We start from the raw sequence: 24,690 nt of genomic DNA on the forward strand, positions 1-24,690 counted from the left end.
GCTAACGCCTCGGAAAATGATCAGTGACACCCGGGCTAGTCCCGGCTGTGATGAGCCGTCGCGGAGGCAAAGTGAATGCTTTCTTCTTGTTTGCCGGCGCCGGGGTCGTTAAACCGCGCCACATCCATGGCCCCTTCGCTTTTGCCAACCACACAGGTGACGACCGCATCGCCGGTGATGTTGACCGCGGTTCGTATCATGTCGAGCAGACGATCCACGCCGATGATCAGCGCTATGCCCTCTACCGGCAGACCCACCTGGTTGAGCACCATGGCCAGCATGACGAGACCCACGCCCGGTACGCCCGCGGTCCCCACGGAGGCAAGGGTGGCGGTCATGATCACCATCATGTAATCGTTAAAGCTCAGGTCGATATTAAAGGCCTGAGCAATAAAGGCGGTGGCCACCCCCTGCATGATAGCGGTGCCATCCATATTGATGGTGGCGCCCAGAGGCACGGTAAAGGCGGCGACCTTGTTGTCCACCCCCATGCGTCGGGTGGTGGTTTCCATGGTCACCGGTATGGTGGCGTTGGAAGAAGCGGTGGAAAAGGCGAACATGATGGCATCTTCCATTTTTTTCAGGAAGATGAGCGGGTTCAGGCCGGTAAAGGTGCGGAATACAAGGGAGTAGGTGACCAGGCCATGCAGCAGCAGGGTGCCCGCCAGTACCAGGAAGTACTCTATCAGGTTGACGATGGCATCGAGCCCCAAATCACTGAACAGCTGAGCCATCAAGCAGAAGACGCCATAAGGCGCTATGTTCATCAGCAGCGAAACCAGCTTCATGATCACTTCGTTGAAGTCGCTGAACAGCGCGGCAATGCGCTCGCCCGGCTTACCCGCCAGACTGATGGCAATGCCAAACAGCACGGCAAACACGATAATCTGCAGGGTATTGCCTTCTGCCATCGAGTTGATGGGGTTGGTAGGGAACATGCCGACTATCACTTCACCCAGCGTAGGGGCCTCTTTGGCGGCAAAGGTCGCGGCACTGGTCAAGTCTACGCCTTCGCCGGGTTTGAACAGGTTACCCATCAAGAGTGCCAGGCTGATCGCGATAGCCGTGGTGACCATGTAAAAAGCCAGCGTCTTGCCGCCCAGGCGCCCCAGGGTCGCCAGATCCTTTAACGAGCTGGTGCCGCACACCAAAGACACGAAGATCAGCGGAACAACCAACATTTTCAGACTGGCAATGAAGATCTGGCCGCCAACCTGTAACAGGCCATCGACCACATATTCCTGCACTAAGGTCACGTCGCCCAACAGGGTGCGGAAAATAAATCCCGCCAAAATGCCAAGACACATACCCAACAGAACCCGGGCGGTTAACGACATTTTTTTCTTATCGGTGGTCATCGAGTGGAATCTCCTTCTCCGATATAACAGAGCAAAATAGCGGCATCATCGGATGCCCTGTGTTGAGGTCTAAAGCCTCTATTTTTGCCACACCTAATAGGGTAGAGGTGACAAAACGGCGCACAGGGTGCCATTTTTTTTGTTTGTCGTGAAGTTTTATGCTTTTAAAGTGCGGCAGAGGCCCATTATTACACTGCTTGAATTGTTGCCGGAGCGTCACCCTCAGGTTGAGAGCCAGTCGGCCAGGCGGTCATCCCGAGGGAGGGCTGCCGCCTGACTCTCTTTACTGACTGTATCCGGTTTGGCTGTGATGAAGGATGAAGGATGAAGGCTAGGTAGTGGCGTGTGAGTTGTTTTTTTGCGGTATTTCTTCAATTTCAACGACTTTTGAACGACTCATTACCACCTTCCAGCGCTGGATGACCGGCGGTTTCTGGCCTTGCACCTCACGGGTTACCAGGTTGAGCAGATAGCGTTTCTCTACCGGGTGACGAGCCACCTGTCCGTCTTTTAACTGGTAGACATGGTGGGAGCCCTTTTCCATGAGCTTGGACAACAGGCTCAAATCCAGCTGCAGTGTTTCCCGGGTTTGCTCGTAACCGCTTAAAAAGCGGGTCGGCAGCATGCGGGAGTGGCTGCCATAGTGTATGACCACCTCTTCTTTCTGAGTCACGTTGGCGTGACGGGCCGCCAGAATGTCTTCCGTGAGCCGGCTGGGGCGACGATAATCGAACCATTCAAGCTGGCGCCCCACCAATTGCGCGCTATGCACATCGAAATATTGTCGCCGCCACTTTGGGCGCCCCTTGCGTAGCCAGCGCCATAAGGTGTTGCGCAAGTCGTCTTTAAATATTTCCCGCAATGCATACAGCAGCGCCAGCAGTAAAATGACCAGCAGCGAGATGCTGCCCAGGGTTTCGCGCACCTCGAATACGGCCAGCGACATCGCGGTCATCACCACGGCGGTGACGCCGGCTTTCAGCAGTTTTTCTTCGCCGCCCCCCAGCTCCTGGGTTTTTTCCTTCAGGGTGACCGGGTATTCGATCAGACGGCGCAACAGCCGCATTTTATTGGAAATACGCGACAAGGCTTCGGTGGTATGGCTGGAGTTGTATTGTTGTTCGACGCGATGCTGATGCTCAATGTTGCAGACCTCCAAAAGGAGTGACTTGGCGGTTTTATACTCTTTGCCGCGAGGTAAATGCGCGACCAGCGACAGCAGCCGTTGCTCGGTAAACCAGGAAAGGTAATTATCGATATTGACGTAATATTTACGCAGCGTCTGATCACTGGGAATATTACGCCGTAAACGGCGCAAAATATCCTGTGCCAGGGCGGTGAGCTCGGCAATGGCTTCCTGGGTCACCTCGTCCTTTTCGTTGCGCAGCTCATGGCAGGACTGCTCCAACCCAATGGCATACTGGTAGGCGTACAAACTCAGGCTGAGGCGATACTGCTCGGAAGAAAGCTCGCCGCGTCGCGCCAGGCGACTGTGGATCAGGGGCAGATAGGGCCGGTCACTGAAATAGGTGCGCTGTACATGAATGGCGCTGTGGTAAAAGTCTTCTTCTGCAACGACCTTGGTGGTCAGCCCCAGTTCGCCGGGAATAAAGAGGTAAATATCCAGCCGGTGCTCGGTGGCCTCCCGCAGAATACGAGATATCTTGAGAGAGAAACCATCTTTACGCTCAACGTTGATCACAGGCGAGGGGCACACCATAAATATGAATGATGACAATATCTTAACGTATTTTCAGGTTTGCTGCCTACTGCCTCAGGTCGGGTCGGGAAAGATAAAAAGCCCCGTGTAAACACGGGGCTGGAGTAGCGGGCTTGTTGATGATTTATTGCTGGGCGCTGCTCAGGGTTTTTCCCTGCTCGGTCCAGAATGTCTTGGCGCCGTTGTGCATGGGCGTCACTATGCCCATTATGCCGCTGTCGATGGACATGGAAGTGGCCGCCTGAGAGACGGAAGACATGAATTTCAGGCCTTCATCCGAGTAAATTTCCTTCAGGCTGTCGTGTACCTTCTCTTCGGACAGATGGCGGCCGGCAACCCAGAGGGCCGAGTCCTGAATCGTCACCACATCATAATCCACGTTCGAGTAGGTGCCCGCCGGTATGGTGACGGCGGCGTAGTAAGGGTGGTCACTGAACAGGGTGCCCTTCTCGGCGGCCTCGTTCACTTGCAGCAGACGGATCTTGTTGCTGGAGGCAGCCTGAATGACGGAAGCGTTGGGGAAGCCTGCAAAGACCCAGAGGGCATCGATTTGACGGTCGCCCAGAGCCGAGGCGCCCTGGTTGTAGCCGATGTACTGGGGGGTGATTTTATCCCACAAGCCGACCCCTTCGAAGAAGCGTTGGGCAGAGGCGGCAGCACCGGACCCGGCGGGGCCCACGGCGATATTCTTGCCTTCGAGCTGTGCCACATCGGTAATCCCGGAGCCGTCCAGCACTATCAGGTGAGCAGGGGCACCGTACAGATAGGAAATGGCCTGAACATTGCGATACTTGCGGGTGTCGTTGGTCAATTTACCGTTCAACCCCAGGTACATGTCGCCGGAGTAGACGATACCGAAATCGGCGTCGCGGGAATTAACCCGACGCAGGTTTTCGACCGAGCCGGCGGAGGCCATGTTGGATACTTCCACGCCGTCCAGGGTCCGTGACAGCCGAGTGGCGATGCCATTGGAAAAATACTGGAAGGTGCCGCCGTCCGGTCCGCCGGAAAACGCCAGACGTTCGGTCTGGGCGTGGGCCATGCCCATACCGACGGTTGCGACTGTCACTATGGTCATGGAAGTCAGCGCTTTGGCAGGCTGGCGCAGTTTTTTCAGTATCATGCTTGTTTCCTCTTTATGGTGGTATTTCTCGTTGTCTTCCCTCGAGAAAGGTGAGACGGCGGTTCGGCCGTGCCGTCGGAAAAGTCGGTTGCGTATACAATCAGCTTGAGCTGAGCCATGGCGGTGTCCTTAACTGGCATTGGAGTGGTGAGCATCGGCCATGGGCGTGGCGCTGTTTTCCCGCTGCAGCCACCACACCAGGGCGACCAGAGCCAGACCGGCGATATCTGAAATCAGCGTGGGCCAGTAGAGCAACAGGGTGCCGGCGCCCAGCAGCAACCATTCATACAGCTTGGTCTTGCGGCGCAGGTATCCCATGGAGAAGGCGCCGAAGGCGATGGTCCCCAGGGTAGCGGATACGAAGGCAGAGATGATTTCCAGCAGGCTACCGTCGAGCAGCATGGCCGGCACATAGGCGAACAGCAGCGGCATCACGTACAGCATCTTGGCGAACTTGAAGGAGGTCCAGCCGGTTTTCCAGGGGTCTGAGCCTGCAATGGCGGCGCCCGCATAGGCGGCGACACAGACCGGTGGCGTAATGTTGGAGTCCTGGGATAGCCAATAGACGATCATATGGGCGGCGATGGCTGATACCCCGAATTCGCCCAGGGCGGGGACCGCCAGCACGGCGACAATCAAATAAGCGGCGGTGACCGGCACTCCCATGCCCAGTACCAGAGAGGCGAGGGCCACCAGCACCAGTGCCAGCAACAGGCTGTTGCCGGCCATGGATATCACCAGATCGGAAAATTTTAGGCCCATGCCGGTGAGTGAAATGGTGCCGACTATGATGCCGATGACGCCGATAGTGGCGCCCACGATCAAGGTATTTCGCGCCCCTACCTGAATGGCATCCCATATTTCACGGGGCCCCATGCGGGTTTTCTTGTCGACCCAGCTGACGGCAATACAGGACAGGGTCGCCCAGAACGCCGAGTTGCCGGCGGAACGGCCGCTGAGCAGCAGTACCGTAATAATGACCAGCGGCAGGGCATAGTACCAGCCCCCCTTGAGCACGGTTTTCCAGTGCGGGATTTCTTCGCCCTGTATGCCGACCAGACCGTGTTTTTTCGCCTCGAAGTGCACCATGCAGTACACCGCCAGAAAGTAGAGCAGGGCCGGTCCGATGGACAGCATCATGATGGTGGAGTAGGGAGTGCCGGTCAGCTCTGCCATCAAAAAGCCCCCTGCGCCCATAATAGGCGGCAGAAACATGCCCCCAATGGAAGCCGCAGGCTCTATGGCACCGGCAACATGGGGTTTGAACCCGGCCCGTTTCATCATGGGAATGGTAAAGGCGCCAGAAGAAACGGTATTGGCGATGGCCGAGCCGGATACAGAGCCAAACAGGGCAGAGGAAATCACGGCAACCTTGGCCGGGCCGCCGGTGGAGTGCCCGGCGAGGGCCAGAGGCAAGTCGATAAAGAACTTGCCGGCGCCGGACTTCTGCAGGAAGGCGCCGAAGAAGATGAACAGAATGACGTAGGTCGCCAGTACGCTGGCCATGACGCCGAACACCCCGTTGGTGGTCAGAAACAGGGCGGTGGCCAGGCGCTCGAAACGGAACCCTCTATGGGCCAGCAAGTCGGGTAAATAGGGGCCAAACAAGGCGAAGGCGATCATGGCCACCCCGATCAGGGTGATTGACCAGCCCAGCACCCGGCGGCAGATTTCCAGCGACAGCAACAAGCCGACGATACTGATCAGCATGTCGACCTCGTTTTCTGCTCCGGCCCGGTAGTTGAGCAGTTCGAACTGGCTGATCCAGTACAGTACCGTGCCCGCCGTTATCAGCGCCAGTATCACATCGCTGGCGGTGGGGCTGTTGTGATGATGCCGGTTCAGCCATTGATCCAGGGGGAGCAGGACGGCGGCGAGGGGCAGGATCAGCCACAGGCTGTAGTGCAGCTTGTCCAGATCCTGCTCCAGCGCCATGCTCAGGCCGTCGTAGTCCCAGGTTTCCCGGAACAGGGTCAACTGTTGATAGAAGGCCGTGGGCGAGTCGTAGATCAGAAAGCAGCTGATCAGCACCGACAGCAGGGTGGCGCTGATCAAGGAGAGTCCGCCATGGGTGACACGGCTACCCGCCGGATACAGCAGGAACACCAGCACGAAGGTGATCAGCACATATATGCCAAGGTGGTATTGAGTGCTGAGTGCAGCCACTCCGGCACCGTAAAAGTAGATGGCGACCATGGCGGCGGACAGGGCGGCGACCAGCCAGGCCCAGGGCCCCACGAGGGCGCGCTCGCTCTTGGCATCTTTTTCCATCAGTTCCTTGAGCTTCTTTTGCTCTTCGGGGCTGAGGCTGTCTAGCTGTGGTTCGGTGTTTGACATCTTGACCTCTGGTTTTCTCCGGCACCGGGCGTGCGGCGTTCCTGGCCGTCGTTTACTGGCAGGTAAACAGCTTGGCGTTGTTTGGGTGTTGTTGTTGAAACCTTGCTGCAAAATTGAGGCCAGGTTGGGTGGCCTAGGCGCAAAGGCGCGGGTAAGCAGGCCCTGAGCATCGAGAGCGACGATTCAGGAGGCCGACATGGGCAGGAAATGGGTGGAAACCCGCCGATTGCTGGCGGGGAGTTGGCGGATATCCGCCCATTGGGCAGGTCAAGGGGCACCGGGCGCGCCCTGGGTCGGTGAGGTCGGCGTTTTGCTCTCGAGCGCCTCCATGGATGGAGGGAAATCCACCCATGTGTCGAGTTATGTTACAAATCTGCGCCTTTGTCAGCCAGAAGGCCCATTGAGAGGAGAGTTATCCTCGTGAGCACAGCAGGGGAGGCGTCATTCGGTGCCATCCTTGTAATCGTTTTTATCCAGATCGTATTTCTTCATTTTGTCGTACAGCGTCTTGCGCGGCAGTTTAAGGCTGTCCAGCGTGTGCTTGATGGAGCCGCCGTGACGGGCCAGTTCGGTCTGGATCAGCGTTTTTTCGAAATATTCGACTCGCGCAGCCAGTCCCGGAGCCACCGGCTCCAGTTCGGTGATGGGTCTGTCGTCGAAGTCGAAGGTGCAGGCTTCGCCGAGCAATACGTACCGCTCCGCCAGGTTGCGCAGTTCACGCACATTACCGGGCCAGTCGTGGCTCATCAGGCGGTGAATGCGCTCGGGAGACAGGGGCGGAATCTCGCGCTCATACAGGGTGGAGGCGAGCAGGCTAAAATGCTGGAACAGCAGCGGAATGTCCGGAGAGCGGGCCCGCAGGGGAGGAATGTCGATGCGTACCACGTCGAGCCGGTAATAGAGGTCTTCGCGAAACTTCCCGGTCTCGGCCAGGGCCCGCAGATCGGCTTTGGTGGCGGCGATGATGCGCAGGTCGAGCGGGATCAGGGTGTTGGATCCCAGCCGCTCTATGGCTCTTTCCTCCAGCACTCGCAGTAGTTTGATCTGCAGGCTCATCGGCATGCTTTCAATTTCATCCAGAAACAGGGTGCCGCCATTGGCGTGCTCGAACTTGCCGATGCGTCGTTCCTTGGCGTCGGTGAAGGCCCCCTTTTCGTGACCGAATAATTCCGATTCAATCAGCGTGTCGGGCACACCGCCGCAGTTGATGGCCACGAAGTTGCGCTCCCGGCGCGGGCTGTGCTCGTGGATATAGCGTGCCAGCAGATCCTTGCCGGTGCCGGTTTCTCCCATTAGCAGCACATCGGCCGGCGTATCGGCCACGGTACGCACCAGCTGGCGCAGTTGCAGTATGGCGGGAGAAGAGCCGATGATGCGCGGTCCGGGAGCACTCTGGGCCTGCAGTTCCTGGCGCAACTCGCGGTTTTCCAGGGTCAGGGCGCGCTTTTCCAGCGCCCGGTGGACGACGTCGAGCAGCAAGTCGGCGGAGAAGGGCTTTTCTATAAAGTCGTAGGCACCGTTGCGGATGGCGCCGACCGCCATCGAGATATCACCGAAGCCGGTGATCAGGATCACCGGAATGTCCGGATCCACCCGTTTGATCTGTTGCAGCAGTTCCAGCCCGGTCATGTCCGGCATATTGATATCGGTAACGACCACGCCGGGGAAGTCGGGCGTGAGCTGTGCCAGGGCCTGGCGGGCATCGGCCAGGGCGAGCACCCGATAGTCCTCCAGCTCCAGGGTCTGCCCGGCTGACAGACGAACATGGGGATCGTCATCAACCAGGATGACGCTAACAGTATGGCTCATGAATATTCCCGTGATGAAAGTGATGGCAGAGTCAGGGTGAACAGGGCGCCCCCCTCCGGATGATTGTCGGCTTCCAGCCTGCCATTCAGGCTATGGACAATACGCTGGGAAATGGACAGCCCCAGCCCCATGCCGGCCGACTTGGTCGTATAGAAAGGTTCGAAGACATGGGACAAGGTATCGGGGCTCAGTCCGGGTCCCTGATCGCGCACGCTCAGCTGAACCCATTGAGGGGTACTGTGCAGGCGGATCTCGACCCGGGGGGACGGCTGCTCGGCCATGGCCTGCAGGGCGTTGCTGATCAGGTTGACCAGCACCTGCTCGATTCGGCCTATGTCGCCGGTCACCCAGTGTTGCTCCAGCCCTTCGGGCCAGAGGATACTGGCCTGCTGCCGTTCCAGCTGGCCACTCATGATGACCATGACGCCCTGGCGCAGGTGCTGAAGATTGACGCCCTGGCCGGGTTCCTGATGCTGACGAGCGAACTCCCTGAGTGGCTGCAGTATGGCAGCCATGCGCTCGGCGAGTCCGGCAATTTCCTGCAGATTGGTGGCGGCCGTCTCTGTCTTGCCGCGGCTGAGCAGCTTGCGGCCGTTGTCGGCAAAATGGCGGATGGCGGTCAGCGGCTGGCTGAGTTCATGGTTGATGCCGGCGGACAATTGGCCGAGTACGGCCAGCTTGGCGGTCTGAATCAACTGGTTCTGGGTTTGATGATGTTGTTCCATTTCCAGTTGCAGGCGCTGGTTGCTGTCGGTCAGTTCCCGGGTGCGCTGTCTGACACGCAGTTCCAGGGCTTCGTGGGCCTGTTGCAGCTCAATCTGATGGCGCTGTTTCATTCGGTGACGGGCGCTGAAAAACAGCACCATGGCGGCCAGAATGAGGTAGAAGGCCAGGCCCACTCCCAGTGTCTTGAAGAGGTTGCTTTGCATCGGTTTCAGGCTGGCCAGTACCGCAACCCGCATGCCGGCTTCGGGCAGTAACCGGCTTTGCAGCAGGTAATGGCCGGCCTGTCCGGCATGCCGATGGGACGTGGCCGCCGGGGGCTCGTCCAGGATCAGCAGGCGATCACCCTGCGCGGTGCGTTCCCAGCGCCGGATCTCCAACGGCAGCAGCGGTGCTTGCCCGTAACGGCGGCTGGCGCTGATTCGGACGATATCCTTATCGGTAAGCCGGCGGGCTTCCGGCCGCTTTATAGGGTTCAGTGGCGATTGCGATTCATGATTGCCGTAGGATTGCCGGAGAGCCTGGCTGCCGGCTTCCGGCAGGTAACCAAGCGTGCGAAATCGCCAGTCAGCCCGGGTGGAAATGAAGATCACACCGTCTTCATCCATCACCAGAATATCCAGCAAGGGATCGCTCCAGTCTGCTTCTATATCTTCCAGGTCGACCTTGACCACGGCCACCCCGATAATCTGCCCGTCCTGTAACACCGGGTAGGAGAAGAAATAGCCGCGTACCCGGGAGGTGTTGCCCAGGGCGAAATAGCGGCCAGCTCCGCCTTCCATCGCCTGCTGAAAATAGGGACGAAAACTGTAGTCGTTGCCGATAAAGGGGCGGGGCTGATCCCAGTTGCTGGCGGCCAGGGTAATGCCATCGGTACCGATGACATAGCTGTCGGTGGCGCCCATGGTCGCGTTGACCCAGGCCAGATAACGGTTTGCGGTGTCGACTCGATCTGCATCCCGGGGAGCATCGAGCAGCTGGATGAGCTGCTGCTGGCTGGCCAGCAGGCGGGGCAAGTCCCGGTGTCGGTCGAGCTGATACTGCAGGCTGACGATATAACGGCTGAGGTTGGCATCGGCCTGCTCGCGGATTTGCGCCATGGTTTGCATACGTGCCGAGCTGTATAGCATGAAGGCGAGCAGAGCCATGCCCAGTAATAACAGCAGCAGCAGGAGAGGGTTGCGTTCGCGAATCGTCGAGCCAGCCAGAACAGAGTCCATTCGTTTCATGCCCCGATTATGCGCTGTCGAGGGGCGGATGGGAATCGGTCTGCGCAGGGAAAGCTTGAGTCAATGTAGCAATTGCGGCGACAATGGTGTTTTACGCAGGAATATCATCATGGCTTTTCGCATTCGTTATCAGTATCGCAAGCAAGCAAGAGAAATCGGTTATGCCAACGACAAACATCATAGTGTGTATGACGCGGTTGCCGCCGCTGAAGGGGTGGATCTGGCCGAGTTTCACCGAATGGAAAACCAGCTGGCCAATGTGAGCCGTAATGATCGCAAAACCATGAAAGACTTTCGCGAAGAGTACTTTCGCAAGCTGGGGTTCAGCGGGGTAACCATCATCCGCGAAGAATAAGCGAGCACACCGCCCTCATCGCCAGAGCCGGTGGTCAGCTTATTGAGGAACCTAGTAAATGCAATATTATCAAAAGATTACGGCAGGTTGAATGTTCAGCTCTGACAGTAATCGGCATGTCTGGAACCCTGTGATTTTGCTACTATTGTCTGGCAACCAACAGTGAATGGACTATCTGTGGAACACACTCAGGTTTTTTTCGGTCATCACAAGACGCTCATGCAGCTGCTGTATAGCGCTGGGTTTATCGATTTGAGCAAGCACGAAAAGCGGGAAGCGCTGCTGGCTCTGTGCTGCAAGTTGTTGCAGGTCGACGCTATCAGTGTCTGGAGCTTGAGTTCGTGCGGCACCCGCCTGAGTCGAGAGCAATGCTACACCATGGGGCTGGGCCATGTTTACGAGCCTTATACCCTGAACCGGGCGCAGCACTCGAACTATTTCTCGGCCTTGGAGGCCGCCGAAATCATCGCCACCCATGATGTGGAAAGCGATCCCCGAACGCGTTCCTTCGGTCTCTGTAGTTTATCGCAACAGCAGTCCGTGGCGGCGATGCTGGATGCCCCCGTTTATGATGGCAATCGGTTATGTGGTGTGCTGTGTCTGGAAAACCGCGAGCAACGACGCTGGAGCCTGACGGATATAGCCTGTACCACCTCCTTCGCCGATACCATCAGCATGATTAATACCCATGAAGCCTGGCAGGACAGCCGTAAAGAGCTGGATTACATTACCCACCATGATGATTTTACCGGGCTGCTGAATCAGCGCTCGCTACAGCACCGTATTCAGCAGCTGATGAGTCAGCAGCCCCCGTCGCCTTTTGCCCTGCTCTGGTTTGATATCGACCGCCTTAATGCCATCAATAACGGCATGGGAGGTCAGGTCGGCGACGCCGTGGTAAGCACAGTGGCGGCGCGCTTACGCAGGGTGGCCTTGCCTGGCAAGGACATGGTGGCACGAGTGGGTGGGGACGAATTTGCCATGTTGTATCGTCTTCCTCCAGGAAAGGGCAGCATCGACGATGCCGTGACCAGCATCATGGAGGCGGTTAATCAGCCGGTTAACATTGGGGTGCAGAAGCTGGCCGTCAGCACCAGCGTAGGCGTGGCGACTTTTCCTGATGATGCCGATGATCTGGTGACCTTGATCAGCTGCAGCGAGTCGGCCATGCATCACGCCAAAAAGTGTGGCCGTCGGCAGGCCCAGTATTTCAACCAGGATCTATCCGCCTCGGACAAGGCTCATTTCTTGATGGAGAATCAGCTAATAGAGGCCATTGCCAGTGATGCCCTGAGCCTGGAGTATCAACCCATCATGTCGGTCGATGCCCGCACCGTGGTGAGTTGCGAAGCCCTGGTTCGCTGGCAGCATCACAGCCAGGGCTTTTTATCCCCCGCCGAATTCCTGCCGCTGGCCTACGAAGTAGGGTTGATTGCGGAGCTTGATCTGTGGGTGCTGGAGCGAGCGTGCCGGGATATTGCATCGGCTCAGCGGCGAGGACTCTCCATGCCGCCGGTGGCCGTCAATCTGTCGGCGGATGCCATTATGGATCCCTTGCTGGCCGATAAAGTAGCAGCTCTGCTCGACCAATACCGGGTACAGGGATCACAGCTGGAGCTGGAGGTCATTGAAGATGCCATTAAAGATGAAACCGGTAGCTTGCGGCACACGCTGGATCAACTGGTCCGCATGGGGATCAAGCTGTCCATCGACGACTTTGGTACCGGCTATTCATCACTGTTGCGGCTCAAGAATCTGCCTTTTACCAAGCTGAAAATCGATCGCTCTTTCATCCAGGACTTGCCCACAGATGCGGATGACTGCGCCATTACCTTGTCGATATTAGGCATGGCCAGGGGGCTGGGGGTGTCCGTGGTGGCCGAAGGGGTGGAAAACAGTGCCCAGGAGACCTGGCTACAACAACAGGGGTGTCATTATCTGCAGGGATTTAAATATCACAAGCCCATGTCCATCGATGACTTCTTTCATGTGCTGACCACAGCATAAGGTGGAGCGACTGCCGATGACTGGCATGTCATGGCAGAGTTATCTGTTGTAGCCAGCGGAGGTTATTCATTTACGGATTTTTTGACCTTGCTGTAGAATACAAAGCGCACAAAGCCCCCTCTCTTTTATTGGCGTGACCAAATGACGACAGTTGAACAACAAGGTAGTGATGATATGTCCAATGATGTGGGCGTCCGGCTGAAGGCGGTACGCACCTTGCGTAATATTTCCCAGCGGGAACTGGCCAAGCGCACCGGGGTGACCCATTCCAGTTTATCGCTGATCGAACAGGGCAAGGTCAGCCCTTCGGTCAGTTCATTGAAGAAAATCCTCGATGGCATCCCCATGACGGTGGGGGAGTTCTTCACCCTGGACTTGCAGAATACCGATCAGACCTTCTATAGCGCCGACGAGCTGCAGGACGTGGGATCGGATGACCTGTCCCTGAAACTGGTGGGCTATAACCGCAAGAACCGCGCCATGTCCTTCATTATCGAGACCTATCCGCCCGGCGCCGATACCGGCCACGACATGATGGCCTATCGGGGCGAAGAAGCCGGTGTGGTGATCGAAGGCGAGGTGGAGGTGATTGTCGGCGGCCAGGTTCGGCTGCTGCAGGAAGGCGACAGCTATTATTTTTCCACCACACTGCCGCATCGCTTTCGCAACAACAGCGACCGGCCCTGCCGGGTAGTCAGCTGCTCGACCCCCGCCAAGCATTTCTGAACAGACAAAAAATCGGGCTCCATGAAGGAGCCCGATTTGTTTCACTCTATTGTTGAACGTCGCGTTCAGCTCCCCAGTTCTATCCAGGTGGTCTTGGTCTGGCTGTATTCTGCCAGCGAGTGCAGCGACTTGTCCCGGCCGTTGCCGGACTGCTTGACTCCGCCGAAGGGCACCGTCATGTCGCCTCCGGCGTAGTTGTTGACATAAACCTGTCCCGATTCCAGTCGCCGTGCCGTGTTCAGCGCCTTGTCCAGGTTCTGGGTCCAGACGGCCGCCGCCAGCCCGTAGGGTGAGTCGTTGGCGATGGCAATCGCTTCCTCGGCGCTGTCGAAGCCGATGACCGCCAGCACAGGGCCGAAGATCTCTTCCCGGGCCAGCGCCTGACGGTTGTCGACCCGATCGAACACCGTCGGCGGAAAGTAGCAACCGCCGCCGTCGGTCAGCACGGGTTCGCCGCCGAGTCGCAGGCGGGCACCTTGCTCTACACCCTTGGCCACATGACTGCGGATGCCGTCGAGCTGGGTGACATCGACGATGGCGCCCATGGCGCTTGCCGGATCCAGCGGATTGCCCGGCTGCCAGTCTTGTGCATAGGTGAGAATGCGCTCGACCAGTTCCTCGCGAATGCTGTTTTCCACCAGCAGGCGAGAACCGGCGATGCACACCTCGCCCTGATTAAAGAAGATGGCCTGGGCGGCTTCCCTCGCCACCTTGTCGAGATCTCCCGCATCGGCAAAGACGATGTTGGCGCTCTTGCCGCCGCACTCCATGAAGGTGCGCTTCAGGTTGGACTCGCCCGCGTACTGAGTAAGGAGCTTGCCGACCTGGGTCGAGCCGGTGAAGGCCAGGGCGTCTACGTTTTGATGCAGTGCCAGCGCCTTGCCCACTGTGTGGCCAAAGCCCGGCAGCACCTGAAAGATGCCGTCGGGAATGCCGGCTTCCCGGGCCAGGGCCGCCAGCCGGATGGCGCTGAGCGGGGATTTTTCCGAAGGCTTGAGGATCACCGCGTTACCGGCGGCCAGCGCCGGGGCGATTTTCCAGCAGGCCATCATCAGCGGAAAATTCCACGGCACTATGGCGGCCACTACCCCCAGGGGCTCGCGGGTGATCAGTCCCAGACTGCCGAGGCCGGTGGGGGCCACTTCGCCGTACACCTTGTCGATGGCCTCCGCGTTCCAGCGCAGGCAGTTGATGGCGGAGGGCAGATCTACATTCAGGCTGTCGCCGATAGGCTTGCCCATATCCAGGGTTTCGAGCAGGGCCAGCTCTTCGGCGTGTTGTTCGACCAGGTCGGCCAGCCTGAGCATGACTTTTTTACGGGCCACCGGTGCCAGTGCCGACCAGTCGCCACGGCGAAAGGCGGTGCGGGCATGGGCGACCGCCAGCTGGGCATCCTGCTCGTCACAGCTGGCGACTTCGGCCAGCGGCAGGCCGTTGGCCGGGTTGAGGGTGGCGAAGCGGTCGCCCTTGACCGCATCGCAATACTGGCCCTGGATAAAAGCGCGGCCTTCCGGCCGCAGCTGTTCGCTCCGGGCCTGCCAGTCGGCAAGCGATAATGGATTCATGTGCTTCTCCTTAGTCCATGATGCCCAGCTGGCGGGCGGTGAGATCCAGACTCTGGCGCGCCAGGGCAACCAGCTCATCGATCTCGGCTTCGGTGATCACCAGTGGCGGTGACACCACCATGGTTTCGCCTACCGAGCGCATCACTATGCCGGTCTTGAAGCAGTTATCCCGGCACTGGCCACCGATACCGGTCTCGAAACGGGCCATGGTGTCCTTGTCGGCCACCAGTTCCAGGGCGCCGAGCAACCCCAGGCTGCGGGCTTCGCCCACCAGCGGATGGCTGGCCAGGCTGGCCCACTGTTTGGCGAAGTAGGGGCCGGTGACATCATGTACCCGCTCGATAATGCCTTCTTCTTCCAGCAGCTCCAGGTTGCGCAGGGCCACGGCGGCGCAGGCGGGATGACCGGAATAGGTGAAGCCGTGGTAGAACTCGCCGCCCTGTTCGATCAGCAGATCGGCCACCCGGTCGCCGACCAGCACGCCGCCGATGGGCAGATAACCGGAAGACAGGCCCTTGGCGATGGGCATGAGATCGGGCTTGATGTTGAAATGCTGGCTGCCGAACCACTGGCCGACCCGGCCGAAGCCGCAAATTACTTCGTCGGCAATCAGCAGTATGCCGTAGTGATCACAGATGCGCTGGATCTCGGGCCAGTAGCTTTCTGGCGGAATGATCACGCCACCGGCACCCTGTACCGGCTCGGCAATGAAAGCCGCGACCCGATCCACACCGACTTCCTTGATCTTCTGCTCCAGCGAGCGGGCGGCCAGCAGACCGAATTCCTGCGGATCCATTTCCCGACCTTCGCCAAACCAGTAAGGCTGCGCGATATGCTCGATATCCGGCAGCATGGGGCCACCCTGTTCGTGCATAGGCGCCATGCCGCCCAGGCTGGCGCCGGCCACGGTGGAGCCGTGATAACCGTTGCGACGACCGATAATCACGGTCTTTTCCGGCTGACCTTTCAGTTGCCAGTAGCGGCGTACCATGCGTACCACAGTGTCGTTGGACTCGGAGCCGGAGCCGGTGAAGAACACATGGTTGATGTGCTCGGGGGCCAGTTCGGTCAGCTTCTTGGCCAGCTTGATGGCCGGCGGGTGGGCGGTCTTGAAGAAGTTGTTGTAGTAGGGCAGCTCGGTCATCTGGGCGGTGGCAGCGTCTACCAGTTCCTGACGGCCGTAGCCGAGGTTGACGCACCAGAGGCCGGCCATGGCATCCAGGATTTTGTTGCCTTCCGAATCATAAATATAGATACCGTCGGCCCGGGTGATGATGCGGCTGTTGCCGTCCAGATCCTTGGTGTCGGTGAAGGGGTGGATGTGATGGCGGCCGTCTTGCTGACGTAATTCCTGAGTGTCGTACTGTTGCATGATGATGTCCTTTTCGTCCGGCGCCATTCAGGCGCAGATGGTTGATTGATGCTGGGCGCAGGCGGCGCCGAAGGCGGTAAAAATAGCCTGGTACAGCGAATGCTGATCAGGCTGCCACTCCGGATGCCACTGCACGCCGAGAGCGAAGGGGTGAGCGGGATCGCTGACGGCCTCGATAAGCCCGTCCGGCGCCAGAGCTTCGGCGATCAGGCCTTCGCCCAGTCGGTCTATACCTTGCTGATGCAGGGAGTTGACCTTGAACTCGGCTGCTTGAGTCAGTCTATACAGCAGGCCATCCGGGTTAAGGCTGATGTTGTGGGCCGGTTCATAGTGGCTGTCTTTCCAGTCATGGGCCGGTTCCCGGTGGTCGAGCAGGCCGACCTGCTCCTGCAGCTTGTGGCGCAGGCTGCCGCCATAGGCGACGTTCATTTCCTGCAGGCCGCGGCAGATGCCGAGCATCGGCAGCTTCAGTTGGCGCGCCTGGTTGATTAGCGACAGGGCGCTGCCATCCCGGTCGGCATCGTAGCGACAGTCGTCGGACCAGGGGGCTTGTTCAAAATGGTGAGGCGCTACGTTGCTGTAGCTACCGGTCAGGCAGAGGCCGTCCAGCCGTTCCAGAATGCCCGGCGCCAACCCCTCCTCCAGGGCCGGCAGCAGTACCACCTCGACGCCTGCTGCCTGGCGTAGTGCATTGACGTACTTGTTGACCACCATGTGGCAGTCATGGCCTTCAATATGCCGCTGGCAGGCGGTCACCCCGATCAGGGGCTTGTGCGTTGCTCTTTCCATGTGGCTACCCGATAAATAGGTTGGTTTATATATTTAACGATCTCGGTACGCTTTCTGTAAAGAATAAGAGCACAAACAAGGCGGCTAAGCCAAGCGGTCGAGCAGTGATTGTTGAGTTATGTTGCTGTATATGTGACGAGGATCGTTGTTTTTAACATTAAATTAACCTTAATGAAGGTTGGCGATTGTGTTGCGTTGGTGATTATTCTATAACGATGTATGTTTTTTGTGTTTATTAAAAGATAACAGTGAATTGCCAGGGCCAACAAGGAGGTCGAGATGGATGAAGTGGAGATGGAAGCAGGACTGAAGGAAGCTCGGGAATTTCTGGAACAGAACCCGGATATCAACTCCATCGATCTGATGATTGGTGATATCAACGGCGTGATCCGCGGTAAACGCATTCCGCGAGACAGTCTGCTCAAGGCCTATGAGGATGGGATCTGCCTGCCGGCCTCGCTGTTTGCGCTGGACATCAACGGCAACACCATAGAAGAAACCGGATTGGGACTGGATCAGGGCGAAGGCGATCGCTTGTGTTTTCCGGTACCCGGCACCCTGAGTCGCACCCCCTGGCAGGACAGACCCTGCGCCCAGGTGCTGATGAGCATGTACGAGAACAACCGCGATCCCTTTATCTATGATCCGCGCCATGTCTTGCAGCGGGTGCTGGACCGGTTTGCCGAATTGAAGCTGACGCCGGTAGTGGCGGTGGAAACCGAGTTCTACGTGGTCGATCGGGAACGGGACGAGCTGCAGCAGCTGCAACCACCGGTATCACCGGTCACCGGCAAGCGGGATACTCAGTGTCAGGTCTACTCCCTGTCGGATCTGGATGATCATTGCGACTTCATCGAAGCCATTCACGAGGCGGCCCAGACCCAGCGTCTGCCGGTGGATACCGCCATCGCCGAGTGCGCGCCAGGGCAGTTTGAAATCAACCTCAAGCACAGAAGCAATGCCATGCAGGCCTGTGACGAGGCGGTGCTGCTCAAGCGGCTGATCAAGGGGGTGGCGGCTCGTCACCAGATGGATGCGACCTTTATGGCCAAGCCCTACAACCAGGAGGCGGGCAGCGGTACCCATATTCATGTCAGCCTGCTGGATGAGCAGGGCAACAATGTATTCAAGGGCGAGTCGGACGACCCATTGGGCAGCCGAGTACTGAAAAACGCCATCGCCGGTACTCTGGCGCTGATGCCGGAGTCGATGGTGGTGTTTGCGCCCAACGCCAACAGCTATCGTCGTTTTCAGCCCGGTTTCTATGTGCCCATGAGCCAGACCTGGGGCGCCGACAACCGCACCGTGGCGGTACGTATTCCCGGTGGCAGTGACGAAGCCCGGCGGCTGGAACACCGCGTTGCCGGTGCCGATGCCAACCCCTATCTGTTGATGGCCAGCATACTGGCCGGTATCCATTACGGCATCACCCAGCAGCTGACCCCGCCCGAGCCGGTGGTGGGCAACGGTTATGCCTCTCACCCGCCCAGCCTGCCATCCAGCTGGATCCAGGCACTGGAACAGTGGCAGCGCAACGAGCTGTTGCCGGAATATCTGGGGCGGGAGTTTTGCCGGGTATATCATGCCAACCGCCATGGCGAACGCTTGCTGTTTATGCGCAATGTCAGCCCACAGGAATTCGACTGGTATCTGCGTTCGGTCTGATGACTGGGTACACCTTTAATTACCATGGAAGGGAACAAGATGAAAACACGACACTGGTTTGGTTTGGGCGGGGTTTGGCTTGCCTTGCTGTTATTGCTGGCCCCGGCGATCAGCCGGGCCGAGGCCCCGACCATCGACATGCCCGGTCTGGTGCTGCAGGGAATTCCCTTCAGCGTGACCCTGAACGGCGAGCCCGAGCAGCCATTGTGGCTGGAGCACGAAGGGCAGCGCCATGCGCTGACCTTTACCGACGGCGAAGCCATGGTAGAGGGACTGTTGAGCAGTACCGATAACGCCGAGCTCATCCTGGTCGACGGTGCCGGCACCGTGCTGGCCGAGGCTGGCAGCCCGACCATTACCGCCTGGCTGTCGGTGGTGCCGGCATTGCTGGCCATCGTGCTGGCCCTGGTGTTTCGACAGGTCATACTGGCGCTGTTCATCGCCATCTGTGCCGGAGGCTGGCTCAGCTATGGTCTGGCCGGTGACAAGGCGCTGGTCAGTGTGCTGGACTCGGTCAACGTGCACGTACTGAGCGCCGCCAGCGACTCCGAACACATGTCGATCGTGCTGTTCTGTCTGCTGATCGGCGGCATGGTGGGTATTATCTCCCGCAACGGCGGTACCGTGGGTATTGCCAACCATATTACCCGCTTCGTGCGCGGTCGACGCAGCGCCCAGACCACCACAGGGCTGTTGGGCACCGCCATCTTCTTCGACGACTACGCCAATGCGCTGATCGTCGGTAATACCATGCGCAACATTACCGACAAGCTGCGCATCTCCCGGGAAAAACTGGCTTATATTGTCGACTCCACCGCCGCCCCCGTGTCGGCCATCTTGCTGGTGACCACCTGGATAGGTTTTCAGGTGGGGTTGATCGACGAGGCGCTGGGTCAGATTGACGGTTTTGAGGGCTCGGCCTACGGGGTCTTTCTGGCGACCATCAGTTACAGCTTCTATCCGATCCTGGCCTTGCTGTTTGTGTTCATGATCAGCCTCAGCGGCCGCGACTTCGGCCCCATGCTGAAGGCAGAACAACGCGCGGTACGCCGGCAGGCAGACGCGGATGATGCCCTCACCGACCGGGAAGCCATCGCCGAAGAGGCCAGCATCGATGCCAAGCCGGGCATACCGCACCGGGCGTTGAACGCCATCATTCCGATGACGGTACTGGTGCTCACCACCCTGGGTGGTATTTGGTATACCGGTATGGAAGAGCTGGGCCACCCCGCCGAGTACAGCCTGCGTGACGTGTTCGGCAATGGTGACTCTTTTACCGCCATGATGTGGGGCTCGCTGCTCAGCACCCTGGTGGCGTTGATCATGACTCAGGCGCAGCGACTGCTGAGTATGGACGAAGCCGCCCATTACTGGTTTGAAGGCGTGAAGTCCATGCTGCTGCCGATCACCATACTGATGATGGCCTGGGCGTTGTCGTCGGTGAACGAGTCGCTGCATACCAGCGATTATCTGGTGAGCGTGCTGGGCAACAGCCTGGCACCAGAGCTGATCCCGGTGAGCGTGTTTCTGCTGTCGGCCTTTACCGCCTTCGCTACCGGTTCGTCCTGGGGCGTTATGGGTATCATGATGCCACTGGTGGTGCCGCTGGCCTGGGCAGTGCTGTTGCATCACGGTCTGGCTGGTGACCCCGAGTTTATGCACCTCTTCTATGCATCTGTGGCGGCGGTGCTGGCCGGTGCCGTCTGGGGTGACCATTGTTCGCCGCTGGCGGAAACCACGCTGCTGGCCGCCATGGCCTCTGGCTGTGGTCTGGTCGAGCATGTGCGGACCCAGTTGCCCTATGCGCTGTTCGTGGGCGTGATCGCCACCCTGTTCGGCATAGTCCCGGTGGCCTACGGTCTGCCCTGGTGGCTGGGTATCGCCATCTGTGCCCTGGCCATGGCGCTGGGCCTGCGTGTGCTGGGCAAACGGGCGGAAGACACCTCGGTGGATGAGACACTGGCCGTAGCCGACACCCGGACGGCGGCCTCTGGCACAGACGTGGCCGGCTAAGCCGATACATAAACGTAGTTGTAGAGAGTTAAGGCCGGGGCGAATGCCCCGGCCTTTTTGTTTGTGGCTGCCGATGGCGTAATAGTGGATGGAAATAACTGCCAGCTTACTTACAATGAATCGAATCTCATTATCTGAAAGGAATGACAGAATGGCACCATTACGCACCTTGCTGGCCACGGCCCTGCTGCTGGGCTCCGCTGCGGTTTCTACCCACGATTACCATGGCGGTGATCTGGATATCGCCCATCCCTGGAGCCGGCCGTTGCCGCCGGTGGCCACTACAGGAGTGGCCTACCTGACGGTGACCAACCAGGGTGAGGTTGAGGATGTGCTGCTGGGTGCCGAGAGCCCGGTCGCGGAGAAAGTGGAAATCCATACCCACATCAAGGAAGGCGACCTGATGAAGATGCGCCAGCTGGACGAGCTGGTGATCCCCGCCGGTGGCGAGCAGATCCTGGCACCGGGTGGTCATCATCTTATGCTGATGGGCTTGAAACAGGTGCCGGCCGCCGGCGAACGCTTCCCGCTGACCCTGCACTTCAAGCAGGCCGGTACCATAGAAGTGGAAGTCGCGGTAGATGCCAAGTCGACAGAGCCGCAAGGTCACCATCAGCATTGATATGAAAAAAGGGCGGTGATATGCCGCCCAAAACAGAGTGATAAATGTGGGCCGGTGCTCTCCGGCCCACCTTGCGATGCTTACCAGGGCAGGGAGTAGGTTTTCAGGTTGGTGTAGTGCTTCATCGCTTCAAGTACGCCTTCTTTATAGCCGAGTCCTGAATCCTTGATTCCGCCAAAGGGTGACATCTCGATACGATAGCCCGGTACTTCCCATACGTTAACTGTGCCAACCTCCAGCCCCTCGATAAAACGAGTGATGTACTTGAGATTGTCAGTACAGACCCCGGATGATAAGCCGTAGGCGGTGGCGTTGGAGATTCGAATCACTTCTTCAATGTCGTCAGGACAGCGAATGATCGGTATTACGGGGCCGAACGTTTCCTGTAACACCACTTCTGCTTCCGGTGGTACCCGATCTAACACCGTCGGGCTGTATAGCGCACCATTGCGATGATGGCCATGCTTTAGCTCTGCGCCAACTTCCAGAGCGTTGCCGACTCGATGTTCGAACAGCATGGCTGCTTCCTCATCGATAACGGTACCCATATCGGTGTCGGGGGACATAGGGTCACCATAACGGATTTTTTTCGCCTTTTCGGTCACTAATTCTACAAAGCGATCGGCGACTGACTCCACCACCAGAATACGTTTTACGGCGGTGCAGCGCTGACCGGAGTTTTTGGTCGCACCATTGACCGCCAGTGTCGAAGCACGATCCAAATCAGCATCTTCCATCACGATTAACGGGTCGTTGCCGCCCAGCTCCAGCAACTGGCGCTTATACGCGGCTTTACCTGCGATGTATTTGCCGATGCTCACACCGCCAGTAAAAGTAATCATGTCTGAATACTCGGAGGTCAGCATTTCATCACAGATTTCTGCCGGGTCCCCCGTGATGACCGAAAACATTTCCGGCGGTAAGCCTGCTTCATAGAGCAGATCTGCCAGTAGTAGTGCGGTCAGAGGTGTTTTTTCCGAGGGTTTCAGCACCATGCAGTTATTGGTGGCTATCGACGGCGCTATCTTGTGGGCTACCTGGTTCAGGGGGTGATTGAAGGGGGTGATGGCGGCAATGGCTCGCAATGGCGAGCGGGTAGTGTAAATCTTTCGGTTTTGGCCGTTGGGAGTAATGTCACAAGAGAACACCTCTGCATCGTCCTGCAGGCAGAGTAGGCCGGAGAGCATGAACACGTCATAGGCTCGGGTCACTTCATACAATGAGTCTTTCTTGCAGAGACCCGCCTCCATAGTGATCAGATCGGAGATGGTCTCTTTGTTTTGTAAAAGCAGCTCGGCGATGCGTTGGAGAATACGATGGCGCTCATAACGGGTTAGCGTCGGGGTGTATTCAGCGGCGGTCTTGAAAGCTCCGCGCACATCTTCCAGAGTGGCCTTGGGAACGCTGCCGATCAATTCATTGGTAAAAGGATAACGGACTTCTATTCGGCGCTCGTTATCGACGCGATGTCCTGCGATACGCATGGTTTCGTGACGAACATTGATGGTGGTCATACTATCCATTCCTCAGCCGCCCAGAGCGGCGCAATATGTTCAACGGTAGCGGCGGCATTGACGCCGACCGCGTACCAGTCTGGCGTTCTCGTTTAAGCTTCCGCGTTCAGGGCGGCGAAATAGATATCAAAGTTGCGTAGTCGATCATTTTGCCAATCGATACGGCGGTTGAGTAAAAAGGGGACGCGTTGCTCCGACAAGCCGCCGTGTGAGCGTAGCGGTACATCAAGACCGGACAGGTCGTGTTGATCCGGGCTGCTGCCCAGTGCCCAGCCACCTCGGGAAACAACGACCAGGTCGCCAATACGGTCGGCAGGCAACTCTAGTTCGTGAGCGGCTTGATCCCGGCTATAGATTTTTTCAATGCCACTATATTCCAGCAGGGCATGAGTCACGCGCTCGGCGTCTTCCTGATCACTCAGATAGACGGTGGCGAAGCCGCCGAGTGCGCCATGATGCACAACATAAGGGTCGGTGATCGGCAGTATCACCCGGCTCTTTCCGTTGCCGAGCAGGGTATCGAGTTCGCTTTGCAGGTAAAGGACTTCAGGCTGTCCGGTGGCGCTGTGCTTGGCTTTCATGCCGTGGTCGGCGGTGACGCCGATAACGGCACCAAGCTCGTGTAATTGAGCCAGATAGCGGTCCATCATGGCATAGAAAGCATTGGCTTCAGGCGTGCCCGGGGCGTGTTTGTGTTGAATGTAGTCGGTGGTGGAGAGGTACATGACATCAGGGCGTTCGTGTCGCATCAGTTCTACCCCTGCGGCGAACACAAATTCCGATAAATCGGCCGAGTAGACAGAGGGCACTGGCAGGCCAACGCGGTCGAGAATGTTGCTAATCCCATTCTCCTCCAGGCTGAGTTCGTCTGCTTTCTCGGCGGAGAAGGCGATGGCATCCCCTTGACCGAAATCAAGCCCGTTACCGAGCAGTCGGCGGAGCTTGTCTTTGGCAGTGATGACGGTCACTTTGACACCTTCTTTCTGCAAGGCGGAAAAAAGTGTCGGGGCACGCATGTATTTGGGATCGTTCATCATCACTTCCTTATCCAGGTCGGTATCAAGGAAGAAGTTGCCGCAGATGCCATGCACTTTGGGCGGCACGCCGGTGACGATGGAAATGTTGTTGGGGTTGGTAAAGCTTGGCACGACGGAGTCGGCGGTACGGTAGGTTCCAGTTTTCATCATGGATTCGAAGAAGGGGGCGCAGCCTGCTTCTACGGCACGTTCGATATAACCACCATTGTCGCAGCCTTCGTAAGCGGGCTCTGATCCGTCGATACAGACCACTACAACAGGGGCCTTGGCAGGTAAGGGGTAACTGCGACCATTGATATCAATCATCTTGTTATTCATGTTGCTTTCTCCGTGAGTGATTGCTGTATCAGCAGGGGATGAAACTCAGCTACCAATCTAAAGAACCGTTTAATATAGGACTAATCGTTACTTTTTATTCTTGATATAGGTAAAACCTATATCAAGGGTGGAGGGCTGGCATCAGGGGGAGTATTGGGAAGCAGCGATAGTGGTTAGGCGTTATGGTGGGGGTGTGGAGCGCACCGGAAAAGTCTGCCCTCGGGTCTGCAACCGAGCTACCGGAGAAATGATAATAGTGCATACACATTGAATCACCGGAGTCGTCAAGCATACGTCACAAGGAATATCCAATAGATATCGGTAAAACCTATGTAAGTAATAAGTAATATCGATTTGAACTATTTAAGTGGAGGGGTTAACTTCAAATTAAAGAGTGCATTACTTTTA

At 57.9% G+C, this 24,690-nt stretch carries 17 protein-coding genes; 6 read left to right on the forward strand and 11 right to left on the reverse strand.

What is annotated here, in order from left to right:
- Nucleotides 1-35: 35 nt before the first annotated feature.
- The 6 genes from ACN0VL_RS06875 to ACN0VL_RS06900 all read right to left on the reverse strand — a co-directional run bounded on the left by ACN0VL_RS06875 (nucleotide 36) and on the right by ACN0VL_RS06900 (nucleotide 10,290).
- Nucleotides 36-1,358, reverse strand: a complete 1,323-nt coding sequence (locus ACN0VL_RS06875; RefSeq protein WP_417615805.1) for a dicarboxylate/amino acid:cation symporter — start codon at nucleotides 1,356-1,358, stop codon at nucleotides 36-38.
- A 331-nt stretch (nucleotides 1,359-1,689) separates the two neighbouring features.
- Complete coding sequence (locus tag ACN0VL_RS06880; RefSeq protein ID WP_417615807.1) at nucleotides 1,690-3,060, reverse strand: hypothetical protein; 1,371 nt, start codon at nucleotides 3,058-3,060, stop codon at nucleotides 1,690-1,692.
- Nucleotides 3,061-3,202: 142 nt separating this feature from the next.
- Nucleotides 3,203-4,201: a TAXI family TRAP transporter solute-binding subunit gene (locus ACN0VL_RS06885; RefSeq protein ID WP_417615809.1), complete on the reverse strand. Its 999-nt coding sequence runs from the start codon at nucleotides 4,199-4,201 to the stop codon at nucleotides 3,203-3,205.
- Between the two features lie 129 nt (nucleotides 4,202-4,330).
- On the reverse strand, nucleotides 4,331-6,538 hold the full coding sequence (locus ACN0VL_RS06890) for a TRAP transporter permease (RefSeq protein ID WP_417615810.1): 2,208 nt from the start codon (nucleotides 6,536-6,538) through the stop codon (nucleotides 4,331-4,333).
- A 441-nt stretch (nucleotides 6,539-6,979) separates the two neighbouring features.
- Nucleotides 6,980-8,347: a sigma-54-dependent transcriptional regulator gene (locus ACN0VL_RS06895; RefSeq protein WP_417615812.1), complete on the reverse strand. Its 1,368-nt coding sequence runs from the start codon at nucleotides 8,345-8,347 to the stop codon at nucleotides 6,980-6,982.
- Nucleotides 8,344-10,290, reverse strand: coding sequence for a sensor histidine kinase (locus ACN0VL_RS06900; RefSeq protein ID WP_417615814.1), 1,947 nt, complete (start codon nucleotides 10,288-10,290; stop codon nucleotides 8,344-8,346). The genes ACN0VL_RS06895 and ACN0VL_RS06900 overlap by 4 nt, the downstream gene beginning before the upstream one ends.
- Before the next feature lie 118 nt (nucleotides 10,291-10,408).
- Here ACN0VL_RS06900 and ACN0VL_RS06905 point away from each other — a divergent pair, with 118 nt between their 5' ends.
- The 3 genes from ACN0VL_RS06905 (at nucleotide 10,409) to ACN0VL_RS06915 (ending at nucleotide 13,387) form a co-directional block, all read left to right on the forward strand.
- On the forward strand, nucleotides 10,409-10,654 hold the full coding sequence (locus ACN0VL_RS06905; RefSeq protein WP_417615816.1) for a DUF2960 domain-containing protein: 246 nt from the start codon (nucleotides 10,409-10,411) through the stop codon (nucleotides 10,652-10,654).
- A 177-nt stretch (nucleotides 10,655-10,831) separates the two neighbouring features.
- On the forward strand, nucleotides 10,832-12,661 hold the full coding sequence (locus tag ACN0VL_RS06910) for an EAL domain-containing protein (protein ID WP_417615818.1): 1,830 nt from the start codon (nucleotides 10,832-10,834) through the stop codon (nucleotides 12,659-12,661).
- A gap of 141 nt (nucleotides 12,662-12,802) precedes the next feature.
- Nucleotides 12,803-13,387 (forward strand): cupin domain-containing protein, encoded by a 585-nt coding sequence (locus tag ACN0VL_RS06915; protein ID WP_417615820.1) that lies wholly within the window; start codon nucleotides 12,803-12,805, stop codon nucleotides 13,385-13,387.
- A gap of 65 nt (nucleotides 13,388-13,452) precedes the next feature.
- Here the strand turns inward: ACN0VL_RS06915 and ACN0VL_RS06920 are convergent, their stop codons facing one another.
- From ACN0VL_RS06920 to ACN0VL_RS06930, 3 genes are read right to left on the reverse strand one after another with little or no spacing between them, the layout of a single operon-like run.
- On the reverse strand, nucleotides 13,453-14,952 hold the full coding sequence (locus ACN0VL_RS06920) for an aldehyde dehydrogenase (protein WP_417615821.1): 1,500 nt from the start codon (nucleotides 14,950-14,952) through the stop codon (nucleotides 13,453-13,455).
- 10 nt (nucleotides 14,953-14,962) lie between these two features.
- Nucleotides 14,963-16,324, reverse strand: coding sequence for an aspartate aminotransferase family protein (locus ACN0VL_RS06925; RefSeq protein ID WP_417615823.1), 1,362 nt, complete (start codon nucleotides 16,322-16,324; stop codon nucleotides 14,963-14,965).
- 27 nt (nucleotides 16,325-16,351) lie between these two features.
- Nucleotides 16,352-17,113, reverse strand: a complete 762-nt coding sequence (locus ACN0VL_RS06930; RefSeq protein WP_417615825.1) for a gamma-glutamyl-gamma-aminobutyrate hydrolase family protein — start codon at nucleotides 17,111-17,113, stop codon at nucleotides 16,352-16,354.
- 279 nt (nucleotides 17,114-17,392) lie between these two features.
- On the opposite strand from ACN0VL_RS06930, the gene ACN0VL_RS06935 reads away from it, so the two are divergent.
- The 3 genes from ACN0VL_RS06935 to ACN0VL_RS06945 all read left to right on the forward strand — a co-directional run bounded on the left by ACN0VL_RS06935 (nucleotide 17,393) and on the right by ACN0VL_RS06945 (nucleotide 21,413).
- On the forward strand, nucleotides 17,393-18,778 hold the full coding sequence (locus ACN0VL_RS06935; RefSeq protein WP_417615826.1) for a glutamine synthetase family protein: 1,386 nt from the start codon (nucleotides 17,393-17,395) through the stop codon (nucleotides 18,776-18,778).
- Between the two features lie 39 nt (nucleotides 18,779-18,817).
- A complete protein-coding gene (locus ACN0VL_RS06940; protein ID WP_417615828.1) occupies nucleotides 18,818-20,791 on the forward strand; it encodes a Na+/H+ antiporter NhaC family protein in 1,974 nt (657 codons plus the stop codon).
- Between the two features lie 151 nt (nucleotides 20,792-20,942).
- Nucleotides 20,943-21,413, forward strand: a complete 471-nt coding sequence (locus ACN0VL_RS06945) for a copper chaperone PCu(A)C (RefSeq protein WP_417615830.1) — start codon at nucleotides 20,943-20,945, stop codon at nucleotides 21,411-21,413.
- Nucleotides 21,414-21,493: 80 nt separating this feature from the next.
- Here ACN0VL_RS06945 and phnY read toward each other — a convergent pair whose 3' ends face one another.
- Together phnY and phnA are read right to left on the reverse strand one after the other, a co-directional pair.
- On the reverse strand, nucleotides 21,494-22,927 hold the full coding sequence (gene phnY, locus ACN0VL_RS06950; RefSeq protein WP_417615832.1) for a phosphonoacetaldehyde dehydrogenase: 1,434 nt from the start codon (nucleotides 22,925-22,927) through the stop codon (nucleotides 21,494-21,496).
- A 92-nt stretch (nucleotides 22,928-23,019) separates the two neighbouring features.
- Nucleotides 23,020-24,282 carry a phosphonoacetate hydrolase gene (gene phnA / locus ACN0VL_RS06955; protein ID WP_417615834.1) on the reverse strand — a complete coding sequence of 421 codons (1,263 nt, stop codon included), beginning with the start codon at nucleotides 24,280-24,282 and terminating at the stop codon, nucleotides 23,020-23,022.
- Between the last annotated feature and the right edge of the window lie 408 nt (nucleotides 24,283-24,690).

Source organism: Oceanisphaera sp. (assembly GCF_048268965.1).
In the GTDB taxonomy this organism is placed as follows: Bacteria; Pseudomonadota; Gammaproteobacteria; order Enterobacterales; family Aeromonadaceae; genus Oceanimonas.